The following is a 20,677-nucleotide window of genomic DNA, read 5'->3' as shown; positions in this document are numbered from 1 at the left end:
CGCGGCTCAGCCCGCAGGCCGACGCGTGAACGCGAGGATCAGCCCGAAGCCGACCATCATGCTGCCGCTCACGCGGTTGAACCAGCGCATCGCGCGGCTGCCGTTGGCCAGCCGACGCATGCGCGCGCCGAGCAGCGCATACAGCGCGATCGCGACCAGCTCGAACACCAGGAAGGTCACGCCCAGCAGTACGTAGCTCGACGCGTATGCGCCGGGCACCACGAACTGCGGGAAGAAGGCGGTGAACACGAGGATCGCTTTCGGGTTGCCAGCCGCCACCGTGAACTCCTGGCGCACCAGCGCGCGCATCGACGGCGGCGCGGCCTCGTGCGCCTGCACCTGCGCGGTCGGCGCCGGCGCGCGCAGCAGCCGGACGCCGATCCACACGAGGTACGCGGCACCGATGTACTTGATGACATCGAAGGCCAGCTCCGAGGCCACCAGCACCGCGCCCATGCCCAGGCCCGCGATGGCGATCATGACCGCGAAGGCCACGAGCCGGCCGCTCGCCGCGATCACCGCGGGAGACACGCCGTGCTTGGCGCCGTTGGTGACCGACAGCAGGTTGTTGGGGCCGAACGCCATGTTGATGGCGAAGCAGGCGGGCAGGAACAGCAGGTAGGCGGACAGGGTCATGGCGCATCCGGCGGTGGGTGTGGCGGGGTGGTCATTATTTCAGCAGTCCGGGGCGGCGCGTCGCTCTGCCTGCGGTGCTCGTTTGCCCTCGCGCACAACCCACGAATCACGGAGGCACCGCTGTGCGGCGTTGGCTGGCGCGTCCTTCATCTCGCGGGTTTGCACCAATTTCATGACGAATATGGTGGGGCATCATTAGATTAATTGTTCAACAAAACATCAATTCAAGCTCAACCAAGATCGATCGGTTGAGACCTGGATGCGTGGTGGTGTTGACCAATTGCCGAGGCTCACGGCAACCGGCCGCGAGGCTTTCCTGGTTTGCACATCACATTCATGGGAGCGATTCGTCATGGCAAGCGACTTTCATCCAAGCCCTTCTGCGGGGGACGACTGCAAAGCGAAGGACGCCACAGGCGCCCCGCAGGGCGGCATCTCCTGGCGTCGGAATGCACTGGGGCTGGGCATCTGCGCGGCGGTACTGGCGGGATGCGGTGGTGGCAGCGGAGGGGGCGGGGCTGACCCGGCCACCGTTGCGGCCATTGCGGCAGCGATCGCCGCTGCCAACGCACCGCCGCCCGCACCGCCACCCACGACGAATCCCCCACCACCCGCGCCGCCGGCGATCCAGGCCAGGTGCGCGATGGACACCGGCGTCGCGGCCTCGTACGAAGAGCAGCGCCTGCCCAACAAGCTCAGCGCCAGCGATGCGGCGAGCTTCTCGCAGCAGGTGCTGCAGGCCAGCGGCTTCGACAAGTTCGGGCCGGCGTTCGCACTCAAGCTGTGCAAGGACGGCCTGGCCGGCGCGTCGAGCTACGACGCGGCCGTCACCCTGCTGAAGGCCGAGGGCCAGCAGCTGTGGCAGGCCGCGGTGGACCGGGTGCAGGGCCGCAAGGTCGAGGGCAGCCTGCCGCAGAGCGACGACCGCATGCTGTACTGGGCGCGCCTGACCATGACGTTCGCGCTGCGCCAGTGGAAGCCCGACTTCCCGCTCGACGACGCACAGCGCGCCGCGCTGGAGAACGAATTCGAGCGCGCGTCGCGCGGCCAGTACGCGATCGACTTCCCGGAAGGCGCGGGCCACAAGCGCATCCTGGTCAGCGGCTTCGATCCCTTCACGCTGGGCACGCCGGGCGTTCACGACAACCCGAACATCCGCATCGGCAATCCCTCGGGCGCGACCATCCTCTCGCTGGACGGCAACACCGTGGCGCTGGGCGACGGCACCACGGCCATCATCCGCACCTTCATCCTGCCCGTGAACTACCCGCCCTTCCTGCAGGGCATGCAGGAAGACACGCTGGGGCCGTGGTTCAAGCCCGGGCCCAAGCGCGTGGACGCGTCCATCTCCATGAGCCAGGGCGGCGGGGCCTTCCACCTGGAGCACTTCAACGGCCGCTACCACCTGGCCAGCATCCCGGGCAACGACAACGTCTGGCCCGCCTGCATGGACGGCGACAGGTTCCCATCGGTGCTGGACTGCGACATCTATCCGCCGGAGCGCTGGCTCGGCTTCCTGCCGCGGCCCTGGGCCAAGGAGACGCCGCCGCAGTTCACGGTGTCGACGCTGCCGTTCCAGGCCATGATCGACGCGAAGACCGGCGAGGGCGTCATCAACCGCGACACCGGCACGCCCGGCGGCTGGGACGTGCTGCGGCGTGACACCTACTCCGTGCAGCCGTGCAAGAAAGACGCGCTGGGCCCGCTGGACAACAACTGCGCCAGCCGGGGCGGCGGCGGCAACTACCTCTCCAATGCGAGCGCGTACCGCAACACGCTGCTGCGCGACACCTTCAAGCTGAACATTCCCGCCGGACACATCCACACGCCGGTCATGACGCGTTTCGGTGCAGGCAGCGACGGCAAGATCACGGATGCAACCTTCGAGGGCTTCCGCGATTCCATCGTGGCCCAGGGCCGCAACCTGGTGATCGCGATGGCGAAGACCCTGTCGGCGCCGGCACCCTGACAACGTTGCATCACAAGAAGGCATGGACATGAAACACCAACTCTTCATCGGCATCGTCGGCCTGGCGTTGTCGGGCGCGGCCCTGGCGCAACCCACCGAGAGCTTCTACCTGATGCGCAACAAGGTCAGCGGCAAGGCCGTCTGCGCGCAGCATCCGATCAGCCCCGACTGGGTGCGCGAGGCCGGCCCCTTCAAGGACCAGGACTGCAAGGTCGCGGACAAGCCCGAGCCCCGGCGCTCTGACCTGCCGGCCAGCCCGCTCGAGCTGGCCCCCAAGAAGAAGGAATAGCCGGCTTGGCCGTCGGCGCCACGGCGTGCATGGATTGCACGCCGCGGCTTCGCCTTGTTCATTCGTTTTCTCTCCCTCCCTTTTCCCTCTTTGCACTCCTGGAGCGTTTCCATGCGAAATCCCTACGCGCACACCGTTGCCGCTGCCTTCGCGGGCCTGGCCTTCTCCCTCGGCGCCCACGCACAGACCAAGTGGGATCTGGCCAATGCCTACCCCGCGACCAACTACCACACCGAGAACATCACGCAGTTCGCCAAAGACGTGGACGCGGCCACCGGCGGCAAGCTGAAGATCACGGTGCACGCCAACGCGTCGCTGTTCAAGGCGCCCGAAATCAAGCGCGCCGTGCAAAGCGGCCAGGCCCAGGCCGGCGAGATCCTGCTGGCCAACTACGCCAACGAGAACCCGATCTACGCGCTGGACGGCGTGCCCTTCCTGGCCACCACGTACCCCGAGGCCCGCAAACTCTACGACGCCTCCAAGCCCGCGATGGACAAGCTGCTGGCCGCGCAAGGCATCAAGGTGCTGTTCGTGGTGCCATGGGCACCGCAGGGCATCTATTCCAAGAAAGAGGTCAGCTCGGTGGCCGACCTGCGCGGCATCAAGTGGCGCGCCTACAGCCCGGCCACGGCCAAGATCGCCGAACTCATCGGCGCACAGCCGGTGCAGATCCAGCAGGCCGAACTGAGCGCAGCGATGGCCACCGGCGTGATCGAGAGCTACATGAGCTCGGGCTCCACCGGCTACGACACCAAGACCTTCGAGCACATCAAGAACTTCTACGACACGCAGGCGTGGATTCCGAAGAACGCGATCCTCGTGAACGCCAAGGCCTTCGATGCGTTAGATGCGACCACCAAAGCAGCGGTGACCAAGGCCGCAGCCGACGCCGAGGCGCGCGGCTGGAAGGTCGCTCAGGAGAAGAACGATGAGTACAAGCGCCTGCTCGCCGAGCGCGGCATGAAGGTGCACAAGCCTTCGCCCAAGCTGGACACCGACATGCGCCAGGTCGGCGGCATCATGCAGGCCGACTGGCTCAAGGCCGCTGGTGCAGACGGTGCTTCCATCGTCGACACCTACAAGAAGAAGTAAGCCGTGCGCCGCTTCCTCGATCGCCTGTACGACGGTGCAGGCGCGCTGGGCGCTTTCTGCGTGTTCCTGATCTTCGTGCTGATGATCGTGGCCGGCGTGGGCCGACAGATGAACTGGCACGTGAGCGGGCTCAACGACATCGTCTCCTGGCTGTGCGCCGCAGCGGCCTTCTTTGCGATGGCGCATGCGTTCCGGCATGGTGACTTCGTTCGCGTGACACTGCTGCTGGACGCGGTGCCGCTGAAAGTGCGACGTGTGCTGGACGTGATGTGCCTGCTGATCGCGGCAGTGTCGGTGGCCTACCTCACCTACTGGGCCACCAGCTTCACGTACGAAAGCTACGAGTTCGCGGAGATGGCCACGGGGTTGGTGGTCATTCCGATCTGGATTCCGCAGTCCGCCTTCGTGATCGGCTGTTGGCTGCTCTTGATCGCCATGCTCGATGAGCTGGTGGGCGTGGTGCGCGGCGAAAAGCCCAGCTACCAGCGCGCCATCGAAGAACGGCACGCAGCCGGCGATTTTTCCTCCGACGTCTGAACGCACGCCATGCTCGAAACACTGCTCATGGGCGCGCTCTTGCTCGCCATCATGCTTCTCTTGCTCGCTGGCGGCGTGTGGATCGCCATGACCCTGGCCATCGTCGGCTGGGTCGGCCAGGCCTTCTTCACCAACACGCTGCCCGGCAAGAACCTGTTCTCGGCCTTCTGGGAAAGCAATGCGAGCTGGGAGCTGGCGGCGCTGCCGCTGTTCATCTGGATGGGCGAGATCCTCTTCAGAACCAAGCTCAGCGAGGAGATGTTCGAAGGCCTGCGGCCGTGGCTCAACCGCGTGCCCGGCCGGCTCATGCACACCACCATCCTCGGCTGCGGCGTGTTCGGCTCGGTCTCGGGCTCGTCGGCCGCCACCTGCGCCACCATCGCCAAGGTGGCGCTGCCCGAGCTCAAGCGCCGCGGCTACAACGAGAAGCTGGCCATCGGCTCGCTGGCCACGGCTGGCACGCTGGGCATCCTGATCCCGCCCTCGATCACCATGGTGGTGTACGCCGTGGCAGCCGATGCTTCCATCATCCGCATCTTCCTGGCGGGCTTCCTGCCGGGCTTTTTGCTGATGCTGCTGTTCTCGGGCTACATCGGTTGGTGGAGCCTGCGCCACCCCGACCAGGTGCCGCCGGCCGATCCGCCCACCACCTTCATGGAGAAGATCAGGCTCTCAGGCAACCTCATTCCCTGCGCGCTGCTGATCGTGTTCATCGTCTGGGTGCTGGTGGCCGGCTGGGCCACGGCCACCGAGTGCGCGGCCTTCGGCGTGCTGGGCTCGTTGGCGATTGCGGCCTACGGCAAGAGCCTGACCTGGCAGAACTTCAAGGACGGGATCATGGGCGCCACGCGCACCAGCTGCATGATCATGTTCATCCTGGCCGGGGCTGCGTTCCTGACCAAGACCATGGCCTTCACCGGCATCCCGCGCGAGCTGGCCGAGTGGGTCGACAGCATGCACCTGTCGCCCTACGCGCTCATCGGTGCGCTGGTGGTGGTGTACCTGGTGCTGGGCACGGCGCTGGACGGCATCTCGATGATCGTGCTGACCAGCGCCGTGGTGCTGCCGATGATCCAGAAGGCGGGCTTCGACCTCGTGTGGTTCGGCATCTTCGTGGTGCTGCTGGTCGAGATCGCCGAGGTCACGCCGCCGGTGGGCTTCAACCTGTTCGTGCTGCAGAACATGACCGGAAAAGACAGCAACGTGATCGCCAGGGCGGCCATTCCGTTCTTCTTCTGCCTCGTGCTGTGCATCGCGCTGATCACGCTGTTCCCGTCGATCGTGACGATCCTGCCTGACCTGGTGATGGGCAAGGAGCGCTAGCGCAGCAGCCCGCGCGGCGCGGGCGGACTCAACTAGTTGTCGAGTCCGCCGTCCGGCATCTGCCGCGCGTAGACGGCCAGCACGATGCGCTCGGAGTGGATGAGGTAGTCGTTCAGCGCCGCCGAGCCCTCGGCGAACTTGCCGGCCTCGATGAGCTCGAGCAGCTTCGTGTTCATGTCCACGTAGGGTGCGTGCAGGAACTCCGGGTCTTTCAGCAGCCCGAAGGCCAGCCGCAGCTCGACCAGGATGTGGGCGAACAGCACGTTCAGCCGCTCGCTGTCGGCCAGCTCGACGATGCCCTTGTGGAACTCCATGTTGGCCGTGCCCACGCCCAGCCAGTCGCCGGCGTCGCGGCACTTCAGCGCCATCTCGACCGCCTCGCGCATGTGCTTCTTGGCGGGGTGGCGCGGGTAGGCCTGCGCCAGCGCCTGGCACTCGATGAGCCGGCGCACGCGGTAGATGTCGATGATCGACGCGATGCTCGGCACCGCCACGAACACGCCGCGGTTGGGCGCGTGCTTGAGCAGGCCTTCCTTGGTCAGCGTGCGGAACACCTCGCGCAGGGTGTTGCGCGAAATCTCCAGGCTGTCGGCCAGCGCGGCCTCCGACAGCCGCTGCCCTGGCGAGAACTCGCCCTTCACGATCTTCTGGCGGATCAGCTCGGCCACGCGGTCGTTGAGCGTGAGCGCGCCGGCGGCCGGCGAGGCGGGGGAAGCGGGGGAATCCAGTCGGGTCATGCCGGTCGGTCGGAGGGGAAAAGGGAGGGGCGCAGCGAGCCTGCGTTGTAACAGACGGCTCCCTTGCCACGCCGCGCCCGTGCACCGAAACGCACCCGTTTCAGGGTTTTCATGGGGGTATTCAGGCACTGTTGTTGGGCACACTACATGAAATTGTTCAACAACTTGTTTGAAATGAGTGATTCATAAGAAATGAATTGCTCATTCATTGGCATGAGGTTTGCATCAATCGACCGCACCGGTGCCCCTGCGCCGGTGTTTTGCATTGCAACGAAAGACCAACCATGACACCTGAAGTCCCCCTGTGGCCGCTGATCGGCGTGGCCGTGATCATTGCGGGGTTCATCCTGCGCTTCAATCCGATGCTGGTCGTGATCGTCACGGCCATCGTCACGGCGTTCGCCGCCGGCTTCGGCCCGATGGCGATCCTCACGGCCATCGGCACCGGCTTCATCAAGACGCGCAACCTGCCGCTGATCATTCTTCTGCCGCTGGCGGTGATCGGCCTGCTGGAGCGCCACGGCCTGCGCCAGCACGCGCAGAACTGGATCAGCCGCATCAAGTCGGCCACCGCCGGCCGTCTGCTGATCGTCTACCTCGCGGCGCGTGAACTCACGGCGGCCATGGGCCTGACCAGCCTGGGCGGCCATCCGCAGATGGTGCGTCCGCTGCTCGCGCCGATGGCCGAAGGCGCCACCGAAACGCGCTACGGCAAGCTGCCCGACCGCATCCGTCACAAGCTGCGCGCCTATGCCGCGGCCACCGACAACGTGGGCCTGTTCTTCGGCGAAGACATCTTCGTGGCCTTCGGCGCCATCGTGCTCATGACCACCTTCCTGCACGAAGCGGGCATCGACGTGGAGCCGCTGCACATCGCGATGTGGGGCATCCCGACGGCCATTGCCGCTTTCATCATCCACGCCTGGCGCCTGCGCCGGCTCGACCAGGCACTGGCCCGTGAACTGGGCGGTGCCGCAGAAGCCGACGTGCCCGCCACCGCCGTGCCCGCCAAGGAAGGACGCTGAGCATCATGATCCTCTCGATCCAGCACCTGTACCTCCTGGTCGGCTTCATCCTTGCCGTCACGGCCGTGATGACGCTGGCCGACCGCCAGCACCCCAAGCGCTACACCAGCGCGCTCTTCTGGGGCATCTATGCGCTGGTCTTCCTGATCGGCGACAAGCTGCCGCCCGCGCTCGTGGGCGCCGGTGCGATCGGCATGGCCGTCATTGCCGGCCTGCGCGGCGTCGGCGCGGGCAAGCACCGCGAACCCACGCCCGAGCAGTACCAGGCCAGCGCCACGCGCCTGGGCAACAAGCTGTTCATTCCGGCGCTGGCGATCCCGCTGGTCACCGTGATCGGCACCGTGGGCATGAGCCACATCAAGCTCGGCGGCACGCTGCTGCTCGACCCCAAGAACACCACGCTGGTGAGCCTGGGCATCGGCTGCGTGGTGGCGCTGGCGCTGGCCTGCTGGCTGACGCGCGAGACGCCCGTGCAGGGCATGCGCGAGTCGCGCCGTCTGACCGACGCGCTCGGCTGGGCCGTGGTGCTGCCGCAGATGCTCGGCATGCTGGGCCTGGTGTTCTCCGACGCCGGCGTGGGCAAGGCGGTGGCGCACATCACCACCAGCTACATCAACATGGACATCCGCTTTGTCGCCGTGGCCGTGTACGTGCTGGGCATGGCCCTGTTCACCATCATCATGGGCAACGGCTTCGCGGCCTTCCCGGTGATGACGGGCGGCGTCGGCGTGCCGGTGCTGGTGGGCGTGTACCACGGCGACCCGGCCGTGATGGCGGCCATCGGCATGTTCTCGGGCTACTGCGGCACGCTCATGACGCCGATGGCGGCCAACTTCAACATCGTGCCCGCAGCGCTGCTGGAGCTGCCCGACAAGAACGCGGTGATCAAGGTGCAGATACCCACCGCGGCCGCGCTGCTGGTGGTCAACATCTTCCTGCTGTACTTCCTGATGTTCCGCTGAGGCACCGCGCATGACCACCGCCATCGATGCCAAGGCACGCCGCGTGCTGCTCGCGGGCTTCGAGCCCTTCGAGAACGACCCGGTCAACCCCGCGTGGGAGATCGCCCGCGCGCTCGACGGCTGGACCTGCGAAGGCGCCGTGGTGCAGGCGGTGCAGCTGCCCTGCGTGTTCGGCCGCGCCATCGACACGCTCGACGCTGCATTGATCGGCCCGCCGCTGCAGCTGGTGCTGTGCATCGGCGCGGCGGGCGGGCGCACCGAGATCTCGATGGAGCGCGCCGCGCTGAACATCGACGACGCGCGCATTCCCGACAACGCCGGCCAGCAGCCCATCGACCTGCCCGTGGTCAGGGACGGCCCGGCGGCCTATTTCTCGACGCTGCCGATCAAGGCCATGGTGCGCGACATGCGCGCGGCGGGCCTGCCCGCGGCCGTGTCCAACAGCGCCGGCACCTTCGTGTGCAACCACATCTTCTACGCGCTCATGCACCGGCTCGCGACGCGCCCGGCGCTGGCGCACACGCGCGGCGGCTTCGTCCACGTGCCCTACCTGCCCGAGCAGGCCGCCTCGAAGCCCGGCGTGGCGAGCATGGCGCTGGACGCGCAGGTGGAGGCCTTCCGCGTGGCGATCCGCACCGCGCTGACCTTGCGCCACGACGTGCGCGAAACCGCCGGCCGGCTGCATTGATTCCTGAGGCGTGCGGTGCACGCCGGAGACCCCCGATGAACATCGACTTGAACAGTGATCTCGGCGAAAGCCTCGGCGTCTGGCGCATGGGCGACGACGCCGCCATGCTCGACATCGTCAGCAGCGCCAACGTGGCCTGCGGCTTCCACGCCGGTGACCCGGCGGGCATCCTGCGCACGCTGCGCCAGGCGAAGGAACGCGGCGTGGCCGTGGGCGCCCACGTGGCCTACCGCGACCTCGTCGGCTTCGGCCGCCGCAACATGGACGTGGACAGCGCCGACCTGCGCGCCGACGTCATCTACCAGATCGGCGCCCTGAAGGGCCTGGCTGCCGCGGCCGGCACCGAGGTGCGCTACGTGAAGCCGCACGGCGCGCTGTACAACACCATCGCGCACGACGAGCGCCAGGCGCGCGACGTGATCGCAGCCATCCGCGAAATCGATTCGAACCTCGTGCTCGTCGCGCTCGCAGGCTCGCCGCTCGTCGGCTGGGCCGAGGCCCAGGGCCTGCGCGTGGTGGCCGAAGCCTTTGCCGACCGCGCCTACACACCGCAAGGCACGCTGGTGTCGCGCCGCGAACCCGGCGCCGTGCTGCACGACGCCCACGACGTGGCCGAGCGCATGCTGCGGCTGGCCAACGAAGGCACCGTCACCGCCATCGACGGCAGCGTGGTGCGCATCCGCGCCGATTCGATCTGCGTGCACGGCGACAGCCCCGGCGCGGTCGAGATGGCGCGCCGCGTGCGTGAGCGGCTCGTGCAGGCCGGCGTGACGATCCGCCCCTTCGCCGAGGCAGCGACCGCATGACGACCTCGATGCGCTTTCTTCGCGTCAACCTGAATGCCGTGCTGGTCGAGCTCGACGACCTGGCGCAGACCCTCGCGCTGCTGGCCTCGCTGCGCGCCGAGCCCCTCGCTGGCATCGACGAGCTGGTGCCCGCTGCGCGCACCATCCTCATCACCTTTCGCCCCGCCGTGCTGTCGGCCGCCGCATTGGCACACGCCGTGCGCCAGCGAAAGCTCGACGCCCGCGAGACACGCATCGACAAGCGCATCGAGATTCCCGTGCGCTACGACGGCGAAGACATCGCCGAAGTGGCCGGCCTGCTCGGCATCACGCCCGACGAACTGGTGCGCCGCCACACCGGCAGCGACTACACCGTCGCCTTCACCGGCTTCGCGCCCGGCTTCGCCTACCTGAGCGGCGGCCACCCCAGCCTGAACGTGCCGCGCCGCGCGGTGCCGCGCACCCGCATTCCCGCAGGCGCGGTCGGCCTCGCGGGCAGCTTCAGCGGCGTGTACCCGCAGGCCAGCCCCGGCGGCTGGCAGATCATCGGCGTGACCGACACGCCCATGTGGGACCTGTCGCGCGAAACGCCGGCGCTGTTGCAGCCCGGCGATGCGGTGCGCTTTGTCGATGCCTCGTCGTTGAAGGTGGCGTTGCCGGTGGTCGCGCAAGCTGTCGCGGCGCCCGCACCTGCAACCGTTGAAGGCGGCAGTGCCTTCGAGGTCCGCACCGCCGGCCTGCAAGCGCTGTGGCAGGACGGTGGCCGTCATTGTCAGGCGCGGCAGGGCGTGTCCGCCTCCGGCGCGATGGACCAGCGCTCGCTGCAAGCTGCGAATCGATTGGTCGGCAATGCTTCGGATGCCGCGTGCCTCGAGCTGGCCTACGGCGGCTTCCAGTTCGTCTGCCGCGGCAACGCAGTGATCGCTGTCACCGGCGCCGACGGCCCGCTCACGCTGACCCGCGCCGACGGCGCGCAATGGCCGCTGCCGCGATACCAGCCCGTCGCGCTGGCCGACGGCGACACCGTCACTGTCGGCGAGCCCACCACCGGCATCCGCAGCTACCTAGCCGTGCGCGGCGGCTTTGCCGTGGCGCCCGTGCTCGGCAGCTGCGCGACCGACACGCTGGCCCGCATCGGCCCGCCCGCCGTGGCGGCAGGCGATGTGCTGCCCGTGCGCAGCGTTGCCACCGGCGCCGTCGTCGGCGCCACCGAAGTGCCACCGATCGATCTGCCCACCGTGCAGGAAGAAGTCGTGCTCGACATCGTGCTCGGCCCGCGCACCGACTGGTTCACCGCCGACGCCGTCGAGCGCCTGTGCAGCCAGCCGTGGGTGGTGACGCCGCAGTCGAACCGCGTCGGCATCCGCCTGAACGGCGAGCAGCCGCTCGTGCGTGCCAACACCGCCGAGCTGCCCAGCGAGGGCACGGCGCACGGTTCGATCCAGGTGCCGCCCAGCGGCCAGCCCGTGCTGTTCCTGGCCGACCATCCGCTCACCGGCGGCTACCCCGTGATCGCGTCGGTCGCCACCCACCACCTGGACCGTGCGGGGCAGATCCCCGTGAACGCCCGCGTCCGCTTCCAACCGATGGCCGGCCACGGCCCCATCGAACTTTGAGATCGAGAGTCCCGCGATGAAAAAAGTCCTGATCGCCAACCGCGGCGAAATCGCCGTGCGCATCGCGCGCGCCTGCGCCGACCACGGCGTGCAGTCGGTCGCCGTCTACGCCGATCCCGACCTCAATGCGTTGCACGTGCGCCGCGCCGACGAGGCCTACGGCCTGGACGGCCACCGCCCGGCCGACACCTACCTCAACATTCCCAAGCTGCTGGCCATCGCCAAGCGCAGCGGCGCTGACGCCGTGCATCCCGGCTACGGTTTCCTCTCGGAAAGCGCAGCCTTCGCGCAGGCGGTGATTGACGCCGGCCTCACGTGGATCGGCCCCTCGCCTTCGGCCATCGCCACGCTGGGCGACAAGGTGCAGGCCCGCAAGCTCGCCCTGAAGGTCGGCGCACCGCTCGTCGCGGGCACGGCCGACCCGGTCAGCAACGCGGGCGAGGTGCTCGCCTTCGCCGAACAGCACGGCCTGCCGATCGCCATCAAGGCGGCCTTCGGCGGCGGCGGGCGCGGCATCAAGGTCGCGTGGCGGCTGGACGAAGTCGAAGGCCTCTACGAATCGGCCGTGCGCGAAGCCATCACCGCTTTCGGCCGTGGCGAGTGCTACGTCGAGCAGTTTCTCGACCGCCCGCGGCACGTCGAGGCGCAGGTGATCGCCGACACGCACGGCAACGTCGTCGTGCTTGGCACGCGCGACTGCTCGCTGCAGCGGCGCAACCAGAAGCTGGTCGAAGAAGCGCCCGCGCCCTTCCTGAGCGACGCACAGCGCGAGCGCATCCACCAGTCAGCGCGCGACATCTGCGCGGCCGCCGGCTACACCGGCGCCGGCACCGTCGAATTCATGTTGAGCGCGAGTGGCGCCATCTCCTTCCTCGAAGTCAACACGCGCCTGCAGGTCGAGCACCCCGTGACCGAAGAGACCACCGGCATCGACCTCGTCATCGAACAGCTGCGCATCGCCGAAGGCCTGCCGCTGTCCGTCAAGGAAACGCCCGCACCGCGCGGCCACTCCTTCGAATTCCGCATCAACGCCGAAGACGTGGGCCGCGGCTTCCTGCCGACACCCGGCCCCGTCCACGTGTTCGACGCCCCCTCGGGCCCGGGCGTGCGCGTGGACACCGGCGTGGACGCCGGCTCGCAGGTGCCCGGCACTTTCGACTCGCTGATGGCCAAGCTCATCGTCACCGGCGCCACGCGCGCCCAGGCGATCGCGCGCGCACGCCGCGCCCTCAAGGAATTCCGTATCGAAGGCCTGGCCACGGTGCTGCCGTTTCACCGCGCGGTGATGGCGCACCCCGACTTCGTTTCGGAAGACGCCTTCAAGGTCCACACGCGCTGGATCGAGACCGACTTTTCGAACGACGAGACGGCAGGCATGCGGCCCGATCCGCTGCCGGACGCCTCGCTGCACCGCACGGCCATCGAGATCGACGGGCGGCGCATGTCGCTGGGGCTGCCGACGGAGTTGCTGCGCGGGTTGGCGGCGGCGGGTGGTGGTGGTGCTGCTGCCGCGCCTGGCGTTGTGGCGAACGCACCGGCGGCCGATGCCGCTGCTGTGGCTGCGCCGGTGTCGGGCACGCTGCAAGGCTGGAAAGTCGCGGACGGCGATGAGGTCGCCGAAGGTACGGTGATCGCGGTGATGGAGGCGATGAAGATGGAGATGCAGGTGGTTGCGCACCGCGCGGGGCGCATCGTGTTCGCTGCGGCGGCGGGGGGCTATGTGGCGGCTGGGACGGCGATTGCGCGCATTGGGTGAGTGAGGGCGGCCGTCAAGGCTTGAGGAAGAGAGCGACCGGATTCATCTTGATCCGGCCTCACCGAGCGGCGATGGCCGGACAACTGGCAGCTGCAGGTTCTGCGAGGTGATGACGGAACCTGCAATGGGCTTCTTCAACTCTTGTCGAACACGCGCCGGTAACGCCCGTGGCCGCGGGGTTCGCGGCGGCTGGCGGTGCCCAGGAGCTTCAATGCGAGCGTCGCCATCGTGCCTGCGTTGTCTCGCAGATCTTCCGCATCTGCATCCGTCATCAGAGGCAGTGTTCCCGGTTCTTTTGCATCCTGTGCGATCACGCGGCGTTCGAAGTTGTTGAGTTCATAGCCGCGGGCATAGTTGCGCAGGTTCGTCGCCCGAGAGGGGAGGGTCTCCTCTTCTGCCGCCTTCAGCAACCGGTCGTGCGTGGCTTTTTTCTGCTTGATGGCGGCCACGAAGTCCTCGCGGTTCTCCTTCGTGATGGGGCCGAGCATCCAGAACCCACCGTGCGAGTCGTGGACATACTTGTCGAAGAAGTCGTTGGCGGTTTGCGGAACATCCTTGGCGGCAGCGACGGCGCGCAGCAGGCGCTTTTCCACCTCGTTGGCGCGAGGCGGCTGGTCAACGTAGACGCCCGCTCTGGGAACGAACACCCGTCGGGGCTGGTTGGCCGCCTGAGCGGCCTTGACGTCTTCACGCCAGTCGAGTTCTGACTCCCAGAGATCCTGTCGGTCCTGCTTGTTGGAGGCTTCGTAACTCGCCATGGCCTTGAAGGTGGCTTCGTCGCTCTTGGACGCACGCCAGCGCCAATACAACTCCATGTGATAGCGCATGCGGTTCTGCACGGGCTCGCCGCCATTGGCGACGTTCTGCTTTTCCTCTGTCGCGGTCCAGGCTGCGTAATCGCTGAAGGCTTTGTCGAGTGCTGGGTTGACCTCGAAATCACCACTGACCTGGCCGGGCATTTCAGTCTTGCTGCGCAAGCGAACGCCTGCAGTCAGTGCCTCGAAATACATGTCCATCAGGGGAATCTGCGAGAGCAATGCGGTTCGCCCCTCGACACCCTTGCCTTGGGACTTCGACGGATAGCCTCCGCCCAGGTCAGAGTGAGCCCCCGGATAGACGAACTCCTTGGTGTTCGGCGGGTAGTTCGTGGCTCTGATGCGTGCCGTAGACAGCGGAAACGACTGACGTATTTCATGTGCCGCCACGTAGTGAACGGTCTGGTTGACGCCGTGGATGTCCATGGTGCCGTCGGCCCAGTCCTGAAAGCCTTCGCCGACGGGCGACGAATCGGCCAGGCCGACAGACGCCACGGTGTCGAAGATACCCAGGAAATGAAGCTCCAGTGTTGCTTCGCCGATCGTCATGTTCTCGGCGACCAGCTGGATCCACTGGCAAAAGGCGCGCGCTTCGGCCGCACCACGCGAAAATCCGAAGACCGACAGATGCATCTTGGTCACCCGCGGCCGTTGGTCCTTGATGGCTTTCAGCAGGCGCTTTTGAATGCCCCCGAAGATGCTGATCATCTTGGCATCGCCCAGGCGCCACCAAGTCTTCAGCTCATCGACACAAAGTGTCTTCGCCTCTTCAGGCTGGATCAACAGAACACCGTGATAGGCCATGTGCAGGGCGTTGTAGATCTGTATCAACGCCCAATGGATGCGCGCTTCACCCCCGGTGCCGAAGCGCTTGCCGTTGTCCAGTTCCTTGATCTCTCCGATCTCGGGGAAATGTGTGCCGACGCCAGGGATGTAGAAGCGAAAATTCTCGACCTCGTCGTCCTTGTGCGCGTTGAAGAGGCTGACCACATTCGTGTGACTCTGGTCGCGTGAGTCGCGAATCAGGTTGTTGTTGGTGCCGTCAAAAAACAGGCCCACGTGAATCTCTTTGGCGCAACTCAGGGAATTGGCCTTGCTCGGGTCGGCGCTAGCGGCGCGTTGGCACAGTTCGCGTGCGGTCAGGGTCCGGTCGGCGCGCGAGTGGTCGCCAGGCAGTGCGGGCTGGTAGTTCTTGCCACCCGGGTCGTTGTCCCACCAGTCGCCTTTGGGCGCATTGGCCGTCCACTTGTAGCTGGGCAAACACTCGATGGCCCTGCCTGCGTCGTCCGACCACACCAGTATCTGCAGCCCCGTTTCCTTGACGATGCACTCGGCCGTGCAAAGCTTGGCGGTCTTGAAGTAGAGATAGCGCTTCTCACGGGTGTTGGCGTCGAAGCTGATTTCGTACCAGCCTTCTTCAAATTTTTCCATGTGTTGCTCCCGGATTTCTCAAGACATCTCTGGTTCGTCTTGGCTCACCATTTCCAGTCCGCAGGCTTCACCGGAGAGGCCGGACCGGGATAGTCCTTGGCACCGGCCCTCTTGTTGGAGATGATCAGCCGGACCTCGTTGTTCGGCAGGAAATGCACGTTCAGGAGCCCACCGGGCTCGTCATATTTTTCGATGGGAACGACTTTTTCATGCCACCGGGGCTTGATTGCATCCGGTCGTTTGTCGCCCGGAATTCCGCTGGAGGTCGTCCACTTCACTGTTGCATTGAGGCCGGCGCGCCACTTGGCGGGAAAGGAGATGCAGCACACAAAGCTGCCGCCGCCGCCGTACGGGTATGAGTTGCCGCCGCCGGCCCCGTCCACATAGAACTCGTGGATGTAGTCCTGCGTGTGGTTGTAGGCGCTGATGTTGGCGCTGTAGCTTTCGGCCGCCGGCTTCTTGCTGCTGCAAGCCACCAGTGGCAGTGTCAGCAGCGCCAGTGCACACAGCGTCAGGGTTGTAGTGCGTTTCATGGCGTGTAGCCTTTCCATACGTTCATAGGTTGTTCCTCCCGGACTCTTGTCGAATCTCTTGTTCGCCTCGGGCTCACCATTTCCAATCCGGCGGCTTCACCGGATAGGCGGGGCCAGGGTAGTTCTTGGCACCCGCCCCTTTGCTGGAAATGATCAACCGAACTTCGCCTTCGGGAAGAAAGTGGATGTTGAGCATGCCGCCCGGCACGGTGTATTCCTCGATGGGCACGACCTTCTCGTGCCAATGCTGGACATACGCTTCCGGTCGCCTGTCGCCTGGAATGCCGCTGGAGGTGGCCCAACGCACCTTGGCGCTCAAGCCAGGGCGCCATACGGCGGGATAGGAGATGCAGCACACGAAGCTGCCGCCACCGCCATACGCGCTCGAATGGCCGCCAAACATCCCGTCGACATACGGCTCGATATGGTCCGCCGTATGGTTGTACGGGCTGATACTGGCGCTGTAGCTTTCAGCCGCAGGCCTCTTGCTGCTGCAAGCCACCAGCGCCACCGCGCAAAGAACCAGGAGAGCAAAGCGCTTCATGAAGCCTTGCCCTCCAACGCCTTCCACAGTTCGTCGCTCCAGCCCTTCATCAGGCCCGACAGGCTGGTGCCTTGTGCGACGGCCTTCCATGTGTCCGACAGATCGGGATGCTGATAAAAGTCATCGCCGCAGGTCAGCGAGAGCACCACGAACTGCAGCCGGTCGGGGTTGCCTGCCACGTGCAGACGCGTGGCAACCGCGAGGGCGCGCTGGAGCCGCTGATGAAACGCTGCCCGGCCGGTCTGCGGGACCAGTTGCGACACCGTCTCGAGCAACTGCGCAAAGATGCCGTCGGCTTCCGAGGCATCCAGGAGCGTCGCGAATTGCGATGCATCGAGTTCGAGATGGTCGCGGGCATCGGCCACACCGTCCTTCCCAGAAGCTGCAAGCCAGTTGCCGACCACGGCACCGCTGCGATCGAACCACTGCCATTGCGAGATGGCCTGCGCCACGCGCCGTGCCTGTGGCTCGGCCAGCGTGGCGAGCAGCGTCGGAAGAACGCGTACATCGCCCATGCGGCAGTGCAGCTTCAAGCCGTCGTGCCGCGCCTGGGCCAGGTAGCCGAAGCAGGCCTGCAAATCCGCAGCGACGCGGCTGGATGCGATCCAGCTGAATGCGGGTGCTGCCGGGTCGATCGTGGCGAGGCGCCGCAAGCCCTCGGCGCGCACCTCGTCGTCCAGTGGCAGTTCCAGCAGCTGCGGTCCCCTTGCGCCATAGGCCGCCAATGGTGTGTTGGCCAGCGCATTGACGTGCGACCACCCGTTGCGGCGCAGCACCGATGCGAGGCGCGCCGGGTCGAGCAAGGCCGCATCGACCAGCAACCAGAGGCCGAAGGATGACGGTTGGGCGTCGGCCATCGCTTGCACGGCATGGGCAAGGTGGAGGGGGTCGATCAGATCGGTCGCGAATTCCAACGCCACGCTCACTGCAAGGCGGAGAAGGGGGCTCCGCTTTGTGCCGCCTTCAGCATGCACTCGATGCAGATGCTCTGCGGGAACAGCGGCAGCCCATACGGCGAGCTTGTCGGCCCAGCCAACTTCCGCTGCACCGAGTGATAAGTGATCTTCCCCGGACACTCGAAGGTGATGTCCCCATCCTGCAGCGTGATCGACGCGCCCTGCGCCGTCGCGATGCGGATCTTCTTCTTGGCCGCGAACTCCACCGTCTGGTCGGTGCTGGCGATCTTCAGGGCCTCCTTGGCCTGCACGCGCAGCTCGTCGTGCTGCGCCTGGAAGTCCAGGTCGTCGTTGCCCGCGATGACCGACAGGCCTGTGTCCGCATCCGCCTTCTGCGCTCCGGCCAGCACGCCGATGGCCTGGCCGCTGTGCACGCGCAGCACGTCGGCCAGCGCCAGGTTGATGTCACCGCCGCTGGCCAGCGTGGCGGTCTCGCCGCTGACGACCTGCAGCTGCTGACCCGCCACCATCGCCAGGCCGCCGCGTGCGGCCAGTGCGATCACGGCGTCACTCGTGTGCGGCACCTTGCCGTCGCCGGTGGCGATGGTTTTGTCTGCCGCATCTGCGTAGGCGGTGTCGAGCGCATCGGCGGCGACCATGCCGCTGGCGGTGCGCTCCATCGCGGCGTAGGGGGCGCGCTCCTTGTCGAGCTGGGATTCGTTGGCCTTGCCGGCCCCGATGTGCCCGGCCAGCTGCACGGTCTCGTGGGTCTTGGCCGCATCGCTCAGCGCCTGGCCCAGCTGCTGCACCTGCTTGAGCAGCGCCATGCCGGCGGCGAAGTCGCCCACGGGCTCCAGCTTCTGGCCGCCTGCGCCGTGGTAGGTGCTCAGCAAGACTCCCTTGCCGCCGCGCAGGGCGGCATAGCCGTCGGTGCGCAGCTCCAGGCCCTGGCCGCGGAAGCTGCCGCGGAAGTTGTCGGCCTGGTGGATCAGGTGGCCCAGGTTCAGCTGGCTGTGGGCGGTGCTCGCATGCAGCTGCACGCGCAGCTGCTGGTTCGAATCGTCGAAGACCAACTGGCTGAAGCCCTCGCCGCCGAACTCCTTGGTCTTGAAGCCGCTCAGGGCCGCTGCATTGCGGTGGCCCTTGTCGTCGGCGCTGGCGCCGTGCCAGGGTGGGGCATGGCCGGCCGCGAGGTTGGCCTGGGCGCTGGGCGAGGCGTTGCTCGCTTGGGCGAAAACGTCGTTGCTGTCGTTGTTGCCCTGCTCGCCGTTCTCACCGGTGCGCGATGCGCCGCCGGGCGTGGGGGCGATGCCGCCGTCGCCGCGGCCGTTGTACAGCGCCCCGACGATGACGGGCTGGTCCACATCGAGGTCGACGAACTTGACCAGCACTTCCTGCCCGATGCGCGGCAGCCACTGCCAGCCCATGCCGGGGCCGGCCTGGCGCTGGGCCACGCGGATCCAGCGGGTGCTGCGGTTGTCCTGGGCGTTGTCTCCATTGCTGCTGCTGTTGCCGTTGTCGCTCGATCCGTTCTGCCAGTGGAAGCGCACGCGCACGTCGCCACGGTCGTTGCAGTACAGCTCGTCGGCGCCATTGGGCGAGGTCTCGCCCGAAGGCCCGACCACGATGGCACTGTGCACGCCGCTGGCCGTGGGCCTGGCGTGCAGGCGGGCACCGTCGGCCGCCGCCAGTGCGGGGCGCCAGGGGCGAGGGGCGTGCACGCCCGAGAAGCTGTTGGCGTAGCCCTGGGCCTGCGCGGTGGCGAGGCTCTGGGGCTGCGGGTAGAGGTTGTTAGCGTTGCTTGTTGCCACTGCTGCAGACACCAGTCCGAATACATCGGCCTCGGCCGTCACGGGAGCGCAGGGCTGGTCGAACACGAGGTGTTCCGTCAGCGCGCCCAGCTGCGCCGCAATCGACGCCGCCGTGTCCTTGGGCAGGTTGTTGATGCCCACGTGCTCGATGGTGTCCAGCAGCAGTGCGGGCCTGGCCTGCAAGCCCAGCGCAGGTGCGTCGTCGATCTCGAGGCGCGTGCCCGCGCGCAAGGTGCGCACGGTGCTGTGGCCCAGCATCAGGTCGGCGCGGCATTCGGCCGCTTCCATCATCAATGCGGCATAGCGCTCGACGGTGCGGTTGGTGTCCCAGCCGCGGCTGCGGTCGTTCAGGCCGAGCACGTCGTCGTACTCCAGGCGCGGGGCGTTCTTGCCGCCGACCGGAAAGCGCGCCGGGGCGCTGCCTGTGAGCTGGCGCTTGCCGTCGACGTTCCAGGCGCTCAGGTGCACCTGGGCCACCGACTGGCGCATGCGGCGCACCAGCGCTTGCACGGCGTCGCTGCGCTCCTGCGAGCTCTTGCGGTGAAAGCGAACGGGCGAGCCTGCATCGGCGGTCTGGGTGTCGTTGGACGAGAAGATCACGAGCTTGTGGCCCGTCGGGGCCTGGGCGTCTTCTTCGATGCGCCAGGCCAGGCCTTCTTCGGCCAGCAGGCGCGAGAAGAAGTCGTAGTCGCTCTCACGGTACTGGGTGCAGTAGGTGCGAACGGGGGCGTCGGCCAGGAAGCTGTTCACTTCGGAAGAGAAGGCCCAGCTGCCCGCATCCGCATACGGCGCGAGCACGCGTTCGATGATGTCTGCCACGCTGCGCTGTTGGAAGACCTGGCTGCGTCCTTGCTGGGTGGCCAGCCAGAGCCAGGGCACCAAGGTCAGGCGGTAGCGGGCCAGGCCGCCGTCGGCGCCGAGTGACTCGACGGCGCGGATCAGGCCGGTGCGTCGTGCGAGCGAACCATTGGCCAGCACGGTGACCAACGTCAGCGGCTGGTCGATCAGCGATGACAGCGCCAGGTCCGCACGCAGGCTCAGGCACACGATGCGCAGCTCGAACAGCTGCGAGACCGCTTCGCGCTGCACCCAGCCTTCCACGCGCAAAGCATCGATGCTCTCGCGTGCGGCACTGTTGGAGGACGACGAAGCACTCGGCGCTTCGAGGCGATACAGCCGCGCCGTCTGGCTCAGCTCGGCCCACAGGGCGCTGCGGTCAGCGGAAGGCATCG

18 protein-coding genes are annotated in these 20,677 nt (G+C 66.9%); 11 read left to right on the top strand and 7 right to left on the bottom strand.

The window, feature by feature from the left end; genetic code table 11:
• Positions 1-6: 6 nt before the first annotated feature.
• Positions 7-636 (bottom strand): LysE family translocator, encoded by a 630-nt coding sequence (locus AC07O4_RS08125; protein WP_159274083.1) that lies wholly within the window; start codon positions 634-636, stop codon positions 7-9.
• A gap of 643 nt (positions 637-1,279) precedes the next feature.
• Here AC07O4_RS08125 and AC07O4_RS08120 point away from each other — a divergent pair.
• From AC07O4_RS08120 to AC07O4_RS08100, 5 genes are all read left to right on the top strand, one after another.
• Complete coding sequence (locus AC07O4_RS08120) at positions 1,280-2,605, top strand: PA0049 C-terminal domain-containing protein (RefSeq protein WP_495304250.1); 1,326 nt, start codon at positions 1,280-1,282, stop codon at positions 2,603-2,605.
• 28 nt (positions 2,606-2,633) lie between these two features.
• A complete protein-coding gene (locus AC07O4_RS08115; RefSeq protein WP_225616844.1) occupies positions 2,634-2,894 on the top strand; it encodes a hypothetical protein in 261 nt (86 codons plus the stop codon).
• 111 nt (positions 2,895-3,005) lie between these two features.
• Entirely contained in the window at positions 3,006-3,986 is a 981-nt protein-coding gene (locus AC07O4_RS08110; protein WP_495304249.1) for a TRAP transporter substrate-binding protein, read from the top strand.
• Positions 3,987-3,989: 3 nt separating this feature from the next.
• Positions 3,990-4,523, top strand: a complete 534-nt coding sequence (locus AC07O4_RS08105) for a TRAP transporter small permease (protein ID WP_095747225.1) — start codon at positions 3,990-3,992, stop codon at positions 4,521-4,523.
• A gap of 9 nt (positions 4,524-4,532) precedes the next feature.
• The gene (locus tag AC07O4_RS08100) at positions 4,533-5,846 is read left to right on the top strand and encodes a TRAP transporter large permease (RefSeq protein ID WP_495304247.1); all 1,314 of its coding nucleotides are present in this window, start codon (positions 4,533-4,535) and stop codon (positions 5,844-5,846) included.
• Between the two features lie 32 nt (positions 5,847-5,878).
• Here the strand turns inward: AC07O4_RS08100 and AC07O4_RS08095 are convergent, their stop codons facing one another.
• Entirely contained in the window at positions 5,879-6,583 is a 705-nt protein-coding gene (locus AC07O4_RS08095; RefSeq protein ID WP_492683833.1) for a GntR family transcriptional regulator, read from the bottom strand.
• A 284-nt stretch (positions 6,584-6,867) separates the two neighbouring features.
• Here AC07O4_RS08095 and AC07O4_RS08090 point away from each other — a divergent pair, with 284 nt between their 5' ends.
• Genes AC07O4_RS08090 through AC07O4_RS08065 form a run of 6 tightly spaced genes read left to right on the top strand, consistent with a single transcriptional unit; the run spans position 6,868 to position 13,415 of the window.
• The gene (locus AC07O4_RS08090; protein WP_062477421.1) at positions 6,868-7,608 is read left to right on the top strand and encodes a DUF969 domain-containing protein; all 741 of its coding nucleotides are present in this window, start codon (positions 6,868-6,870) and stop codon (positions 7,606-7,608) included.
• 5 nt (positions 7,609-7,613) lie between these two features.
• Positions 7,614-8,570, top strand: coding sequence for a DUF979 domain-containing protein (locus AC07O4_RS08085; RefSeq protein ID WP_095950363.1), 957 nt, complete (start codon positions 7,614-7,616; stop codon positions 8,568-8,570).
• 10 nt (positions 8,571-8,580) lie between these two features.
• Positions 8,581-9,258, top strand: a complete 678-nt coding sequence (gene pcp, locus AC07O4_RS08080; protein ID WP_495304245.1) for a pyroglutamyl-peptidase I — start codon at positions 8,581-8,583, stop codon at positions 9,256-9,258.
• A gap of 35 nt (positions 9,259-9,293) precedes the next feature.
• Positions 9,294-10,064 carry a LamB/YcsF family protein gene (locus AC07O4_RS08075; RefSeq protein WP_495304244.1) on the top strand — a complete coding sequence of 257 codons (771 nt, stop codon included), beginning with the start codon at positions 9,294-9,296 and terminating at the stop codon, positions 10,062-10,064.
• An 8-nt stretch (positions 10,065-10,072) separates the two neighbouring features.
• Positions 10,073-11,659 (top strand): 5-oxoprolinase subunit B/C family protein, encoded by a 1,587-nt coding sequence (locus tag AC07O4_RS08070; RefSeq protein WP_495304464.1) that lies wholly within the window; start codon positions 10,073-10,075, stop codon positions 11,657-11,659.
• 16 nt (positions 11,660-11,675) lie between these two features.
• On the top strand, positions 11,676-13,415 hold the full coding sequence (locus AC07O4_RS08065) for an acetyl/propionyl/methylcrotonyl-CoA carboxylase subunit alpha (protein WP_495304243.1): 1,740 nt from the start codon (positions 11,676-11,678) through the stop codon (positions 13,413-13,415).
• A gap of 134 nt (positions 13,416-13,549) precedes the next feature.
• Here AC07O4_RS08065 and AC07O4_RS08060 read toward each other — a convergent pair whose 3' ends face one another.
• From AC07O4_RS08060 to AC07O4_RS08040, 5 genes are all read right to left on the bottom strand, one after another.
• Positions 13,550-15,661, bottom strand: coding sequence for a T6SS phospholipase effector Tle1-like catalytic domain-containing protein (locus AC07O4_RS08060; RefSeq protein WP_495304242.1), 2,112 nt, complete (start codon positions 15,659-15,661; stop codon positions 13,550-13,552).
• Positions 15,662-15,705: 44 nt separating this feature from the next.
• On the bottom strand, positions 15,706-16,194 hold the full coding sequence (locus tag AC07O4_RS08055; RefSeq protein WP_369630586.1) for a DUF3304 domain-containing protein: 489 nt from the start codon (positions 16,192-16,194) through the stop codon (positions 15,706-15,708).
• 73 nt (positions 16,195-16,267) lie between these two features.
• Positions 16,268-16,738, bottom strand: coding sequence for a DUF3304 domain-containing protein (locus AC07O4_RS08050; protein ID WP_495304240.1), 471 nt, complete (start codon positions 16,736-16,738; stop codon positions 16,268-16,270).
• Positions 16,735-17,652 (bottom strand): DUF4123 domain-containing protein, encoded by a 918-nt coding sequence (locus tag AC07O4_RS08045; protein WP_495304239.1) that lies wholly within the window; start codon positions 17,650-17,652, stop codon positions 16,735-16,737. Before AC07O4_RS08045 ends, AC07O4_RS08050 begins: the two co-directional genes overlap by 4 nt.
• Before the next feature lie 8 nt (positions 17,653-17,660).
• On the bottom strand, positions 17,661-20,675 hold the full coding sequence (locus tag AC07O4_RS08040; protein WP_495304238.1) for a type VI secretion system Vgr family protein: 3,015 nt from the start codon (positions 20,673-20,675) through the stop codon (positions 17,661-17,663).
• Between the last annotated feature and the right edge of the window lie 2 nt (positions 20,676-20,677).

The sequence above is a fragment of the Variovorax sp. GW821-FHT09D04 genome, assembly GCF_059416405.1.
This window is presented reverse-complemented; position numbering and strand designations above follow the sequence as displayed.